We start from the raw sequence: 6,236 nt of genomic DNA on the forward strand, positions 1-6,236 counted from the left end.
GAGGCCGTCAGCCCACCCGAAGGTGGCGCAGGTCGCGGACCAGGTCGCGGTTGGTCAGGGCCATCACGGCCAGGAACGCGGTCGCGAGCAGGAGCCCGTCCACGATCAGTCCGACGACCGAGGCCGGGTCGGACAGCGGCCCCAGGTGGTCGGTCCCCCACCGCACCAGGAGGCAGGCCCCGGCCGCGAGCACGAGACCGCCGACGGTGCGGAGCACCGGCCCGGCCTGCGGCAGGGCGCCGGCGCGGTGCAGCACCAGCAGCGCCGGCGGCACCACGACCCAGACGGCGACGAGCTGCGCCAGTGCCGCCCCGAGCACGCCGTACGGGGTGAGCACGACCAGCCCGACCACGAGCAGCACCAGGTGCGCGACCTGCAACAGCAGGTAGGCGCCCGGGCGGTCCACCGCGCGCACGACCTCCTGCAGCATGTACTGCAGCGCGAAGCCGATCCCGTACCCGCACAGCACGACCAGCACCGGTGCCGCGGGCGCCCACCGCGCGTCCAGGACGACGACCCGGTCGGCCATCACCGCCGCGATCACGTACGGCGCCCCGGCCAGCACCAGCAGGGCCCGCACGAACCGGCTCACCGCGCCGCGCATCTCCGCGCCCTCGCGGCGCAGCCGGGCGTAGACCGGAAACGACACCGCGCCGAGCACCAGCGCCACCATCACGTACGGCGCCCACGCGATCCGGAACGCCAGCGAGTAGACGCCGACCGCGTCCGGGCCGAGGATCCGGGCCACCGCCGGGTAGTCGACGTTGATCAGCAGGATCGCGATCACCGCGCCGGGCCCGACCACGCGGGTCCAGCGCAGCGCCTCGCCGGCCGCACCGGCGTCCCAGAGGGGCCGGACCCGGGCGCCGGCCACCACGCACAGCAGCGGTTGCAGCACCGCCCCGCAGAGCAGGCCGATCGCCAGCGAGGCCGCGCCGTGCCCGGTCGCGGCCAGCGCCACGGTGACGACCGTGACCACCAGCGCGCTACCGCCGTCGGGCAGCAGCCTGCGGCGGAAGTCGAGGTTGCGGTGCATCAGGCCCATCTGGACACCGGCCGCGGCGGTGAACGGCAGGCTCAGCGCCGCGATCCGGATCAGCGGCGCCGAGCCGGGCGTCCCCAGCACCGTCGCGATCGGCTCGGCCAGCAGCACCGCGGTGGCGGCGAGCACGGTGCCGATGCCGACGCTGATCGTCATCATCGTGCCGGCCATCCGGGCCGGGTCGCGGGCGGTGCGCGAGACGATGTCGAACACGCCCATGGACTGCACGACCTGGCCGACGTTGACCAGCGCGACCGCGACCGTCACCAGGCCCAGCTCGCCCTCGGTGAGGAACCCGGCCAGGACCACGGTGAGCGCGACCTGGCTGCCCTTGGCCAGCAGGTTGACCAGGCCCAGCCACAGCGAGCCGCGGGCGGCGCGGGTGCCGAGGCTGTCGCTCCCCGGCGGCGCGCTCCCGGGCGCAGCGCTCCCGGGAACGGGGGTGGCGTCAGACAAGGACGACCGCGAGCACCGGTTCGGACGGCGGCAGCGCGTCGATCGCGCCGCGGACGTCGTCGCCGCGCACGGCGGCCCGGTCCACCACCACCAGCACCGACGGGGCGACGGCCCCGTCCCCGTCCCGCGACCCGTTCCCGGCCCGCGGCGCGGCGCCGCTCTCGGCGAGGTCGCTGCACAGGCCGCGCACGGCGCCGTCGACACCGGGGCCCGCGGCGATGACGCGCAGCGGGCGGTCGGCGGCGCGCACGAGCACGCCGACACGGTCGAGCAGGGCGGGGTCGTCGACGTCGAACACCGCGACCGGGCCGCGGCCGGTGGAGGTGACGGCCTCGAGGGCGGCGCGTCCGGCGGGGACGCGGGCGCGGAACGGGCGCATCGCGAGCGCGGCGGCCAGGGCCGCGACCAGGCCGGCGATCAGCGCCAGGCCGGTGGCCAGCGTCCAGTCCGGGCTGACCTGCGTGACCGACGCCCGGGCGTCCAGGGTGCGCAGCGTGCCGGCCGGGGCGAGCAGGTCGGCTCGGATCACCTGCTGGGCGACGGCCTCGGCGAGGCGGCCCGCGAGCTCCGGGGAGTCGGCGGTGGCCGAGATCCGGGCGACGCCGGAGCCGGCGAGCAGCTCGACGCCGATCCGGGAGCCGAGCTCGTCGGGCGGCGGCGAGCCGGGGACCTGCGCGGCGACCGCGTCGAGCAGCGTCGGCGACGTCACCAGGTCGCTGATCGAGGGCATCGCGAGGCCGACGACCTCGCCGTAGCCGGTGGAGACGCCGGACCGGTTGAGCAGCGTCGAGCCGCTGGACTCGGTGGGCAGTGCGAGCAGCCCGGCCCGGCCGGAGAACGACGGGGTGAGCAGCGCGGTCACGCCGAGCACGAGCGCGGCGACGACGATCCCGGAAACGACCGCGACGGCGGTGATGCGCGGCCAGCGGCGACGGGGACGGCGGGAGGCGGTGTCCGCCGGTCCGGGCGGCGGCGTGCCCCGCGCGGGGGGCGCGGACGGTTCGCCGTCGGGCGTGCCCGGGAGGCGGGCGGCGTCGCGCTCGAGGGGCACTGCACCATCCTGCCCTGCAGTGGACCGGCCGTCACGGCGTCTCGGCGGTGCGGTCACCGCCCGCTTGCGTGTGCCGTTCCTGCTGCTCATCGCACTTCCTCGCGCCTGTTCGTCGGATGTCCGCCGGTCGCGGCGCGTGTCAGCTGCAGCACCATCTCCGCCACCGCGTCCGCGCTGCGCCTGCGGTCGAAGAGCTCCAGGGCCCGCTCCCGGCCGGCCGCGCCCTCGGCGGCGCCAGGTCCGGACGGGTCCAGCCGCGCCGCCAACGCTGCGGCCAGTGCCGCGGTGTCGCCCGCCGGCACGACCGCACCGGCGTCGCCGACGGCCTCGCGCACGCCGGTCACGTCGAAGCCGACGACCGGGCGTCCCGACGCCAGTGCTTCCAGCGCCACCAGCGGCATGCCCTCCCAGCGCGACGGCAGCGCCAGCACGTCGGCGGCGGCGTACCAGGGCGCCGGGTCGTCGACGGCGCCGCGCCAGAGCACCGACGGGTCCGGGTGCTCGCCGCGCCGACGCGGGCCCTCGGGGCCGTCGCCGAGCAGCACCAGCGTCGCGTCCGGGACGGCGGCGCGGACCGACGGCCAGGCCTCGAGCAGCAGGTCCTGGCCCTTCTGCCGGGTCAGGCGCCCGGCGCAGAGCACGACCGGGCCCCCGCCCAGCCCGAGCGCGGCGCGGGCCGCGGCGGACGGGGCCGGGGTGAAGCGGTCGGTGTCGACGCCGTTCGGGACGACGAGCGCGTCGCCGCCGATCCCCGCGGCGCGGCCCGCGGAACGTTCGGCGTCGCTGACGCAGAGCAGGCGGTGGGTCCAGCGAGCACCGAGGCGTTCCCACCCGCGCGCCGCGGCCGCGACCGGGCCGCCGACGGCGTCGAAGGACCAGGCGTGCGGCTGGAACACCGTCGGGCGGCGCCCGCGGACCGCGAGGCGCCCGGCGAGGCCGGCCTTGGAGCTGTGCAGGTGCACGACGTCGGGATCCTCCGCGCGCACGATCCGGGCCAGCGCGCGGGCCTCGGCGAGCACCGTCGGGCCGGGGCCGCGGGAGGCGTCCCAGGTGCGGACGCGGATGCCGGACGCGGTGACCCGGTCGGCCAGCGGGCCGGGCGGGCAGGCGAGCGCGACGTCCCAGCCGCGGTCGCGCTGGTCGGTGCACAGCGCCCCGGCCACGGCCGCGACCCCGGCGTCGACCGGCTGGCTGACGTGCAGGATCCGCACTGTCGCGCCTCCGTCCCCCGACCGGTCCGTCCACCTGAGCCGTCGACACGCCGACGTCGTTCGTTACCACTGCTCACAGCCGGTGTGACCGGCGCCTCAGCCAAGATCACCGACAGTGTCGGTCAGTGCACGGAGGCGAACACCACGACGTTGTCCTCGTAGGAGCGCACGTCCCGGTCGAACGCGCCGCCGCAGGTGATCAGGCGCAGCTGGGCGTTCGCGGTCGGGCCGTAGACCTCGTCCGAGGCGAACGCGTCCTTCGGGTAGCTGCGCACCGAGTCGACGACGAACCGGGTCTTCCAGCCGTCGGTGCGGGTCACGACGATCTCCTGGCCGACCTTCATCTCGCGCAGCCGGAAGAACACCGCGGGCCCGCGGAACGAGTCGACGTGCCCGACGATCACGGCCGGGCCCGCCTCGCCGGGTTTCGGGCCCTGGGCGTACCAGCCGGTCCGGTCGTAGTCGACGGGCGCGGTGAGCCGGCCCGCCGGGTCGAGGCCGAGCCGTTCCGGAGCGCCGGTGTTCAGCCCGATCGCGGGCACCGACAGCCCGGCCGGGGCCGCGACCGGTTTGCCGGGGCGCCCGGCCGTCGGCACCACGTCGGCGCGGACGGCGGCCGGCGCGGCGGCGACGGCGGGTTCGGGCGCGACCGTCTGCGCGGGGGTGGTCGCAGGCCCGCCGGAGTTCGAGAGGCCGAGACCGGCCGCGCCCAGCGGCACCGCCAACACCGCGACCGCGATCACGGCCCGGCCGGTCGGGCCGAGCCGGACCGCGTCGGAGCGGCCCCGGCTCATCAGCACGGTCTCAGCCGCTCGACCGGCGCCGCGCCGCGCTCATCGACGACATCGAGAACACCAGCAGCGGGGCCCCGGCCAGGGCCAGCAGGATCGGCAGGACGCCGGGCCCGCCCCCGGCCGTCGCGCCGGCACCCGCGGGGACGCCGCCGATCGGGATCTGCTGCTGCGGGGCGGGCTTGGCCGCGGGCGGCTTCGGGGCTGCCGGGGCCGCCGGCGCGGCGGCCTCCGGGGCGCCCGAGGGCTGCTGCACCGACGGCGTCGGGTTGGCGGGGATCCCGACCGGCAGCCCCGCCACGTCGGCCAGGGGCTTGACGGCCAGCTTGCCGGCGGTGTCCCGGGTCACCACGACGGTGTTCACCGAGCCACCGCCGACCGGGAGCTGCCCGGCCAGGGTCTGCCCGCCGGCGCTGAGCCGCACGTCCCAGGTCTTCGCGGCGACCGTCGCGTAGTCGGTCACGGTGCCGTAGGCGAGGTCGGTGGCCAGCTTCGGGCCGTCGACGGCGAGGGCCTGCAGCGGCGGGAGGCCGTCGGCGCCCTGCACGAGCCGGACCTTGCCGTCGGCCGCGGTGGGGACGGACAGGTCGTCGTTGACGAGCTCGCCGCGCACCGAGCCGCCGGAGCCGTTGTCGAAGAACAGCAACGACTGCGCGGTGCCGGCCGCGACCTGCAGGCCGGCCGCCAGCGGGGCCTCGGCGTTCGGGTCACTGCCGGCGGGGCGCATCGAGATCGTGTACCGGCCCGGGACCAGCTTCAGGTACCCGGTGACGGCGCCGTACGCGGCCCCGCTCGCGATCCGCTGGTCCACCGAGGACGGTCCCTCGGGACCGGAGAGCGTGATGTCGACGCCCGGCGTCGTCGGGGACAGGTGCCCGAGCCGGATCTGGCCGGTCGGCTCCTGCGCCCCGGCGATCGGGGCCGTCGCCAGGGTCGCCGCGCCGACCAGCAGCGCCATGCCCAGTAGCCCGAGCAGCCGGTCACGCCTCTGGTGCCGCAGTCGATGGCGTCGCATCGATCTCCCTCTGCCGGGTCGACGGCGGACCGTCACGCTCTGGGCCCGGCCGGCCGCACAGTGTGGACACCGACAGTCACGATCTTGGCCGGACGGGGTCATCATAGATCCCGAGAGGGTGTTCCGTATCTCGTCGGGGTCACGGTTCGGTCGACTCCGCGTGGTCGCCGGCACCCGCGCCGGCCCCGTTCGTGCGCGGCAGCAGCAACGGCGTGCACGCCAGCACGAGGACCGCCACCAAGCCGGCGCCGCCGAGCGCCCACGCGCCGAACAGCACGATGCCGGAGAGCTCGGTACCGAAGGAGGCCACCGACGTCACCGTGGCCCGGGAGCGGCCGCGGATCCGGTCCTGCAGCCGGGACTCCACGTACACCCGGACCGCCTGGTAGAGACCCCAGAAGACCGTGACGCCGACCAGCCCGACCGGGTGCGTGGTGAGTCCGCCCGCGCCGAGGGCCGCGGCGGAGGCCACGAGCAGCACAGCACCGGCCCGTCCGCGGATCCGCCCGCCCACGGCCGACCCGAGCGCCCCGGCGACCGGGACGACGAGCAGCACCAGCGGGACCGCGGCCGTCGCGATGCCGGCATCGGAGGCGATGAGCGGGAAGTACTCCTCGACCGCGTCGACACCGCCGAGCACGGCCACCGCGAGCACCGCCACCGCGACGGC

General features: G+C 76.9%; 5 protein-coding genes and 1 pseudogene. All 6 read right to left on the minus strand.

What is annotated here, in order from left to right:
* Positions 1–7: 7 nt before the first annotated feature.
* Entirely contained in the window at positions 8–1,498 is a 1,491-nt protein-coding gene (locus I4I78_RS03945; protein WP_218609797.1) for an oligosaccharide flippase family protein, read from the minus strand.
* The gene (locus tag I4I78_RS03950) at positions 1,491–2,549 is read right to left on the minus strand and encodes a hypothetical protein (protein ID WP_218609798.1); all 1,059 of its coding nucleotides are present in this window, start codon (positions 2,547–2,549) and stop codon (positions 1,491–1,493) included. The genes I4I78_RS03945 and I4I78_RS03950 overlap by 8 nt, the downstream gene beginning before the upstream one ends.
* 86 nt (positions 2,550–2,635) lie before the next feature.
* A complete protein-coding gene (locus I4I78_RS03955; RefSeq protein WP_218609799.1) occupies positions 2,636–3,760 on the minus strand; it encodes a glycosyltransferase in 1,125 nt (374 codons plus the stop codon).
* Between the two features lie 122 nt (positions 3,761–3,882).
* The gene (locus I4I78_RS03960; protein WP_218609800.1) at positions 3,883–4,554 is read right to left on the minus strand and encodes a class F sortase; all 672 of its coding nucleotides are present in this window, start codon (positions 4,552–4,554) and stop codon (positions 3,883–3,885) included.
* Positions 4,555–4,564: 10 nt separating this feature from the next.
* Positions 4,565–5,566 (minus strand): DUF4397 domain-containing protein, encoded by a 1,002-nt coding sequence (locus I4I78_RS03965; protein ID WP_218609801.1) that lies wholly within the window; start codon positions 5,564–5,566, stop codon positions 4,565–4,567.
* A gap of 139 nt (positions 5,567–5,705) precedes the next feature.
* Positions 5,706–6,236, minus strand: a pseudogene (locus I4I78_RS03970) (MFS transporter); the annotation flags it as partial.

Source organism: Pseudonocardia sp. KRD291, from assembly GCF_019263595.1.
In the GTDB taxonomy this organism is placed as follows: domain Bacteria; phylum Actinomycetota; class Actinomycetes; order Mycobacteriales; family Pseudonocardiaceae; genus Pseudonocardia.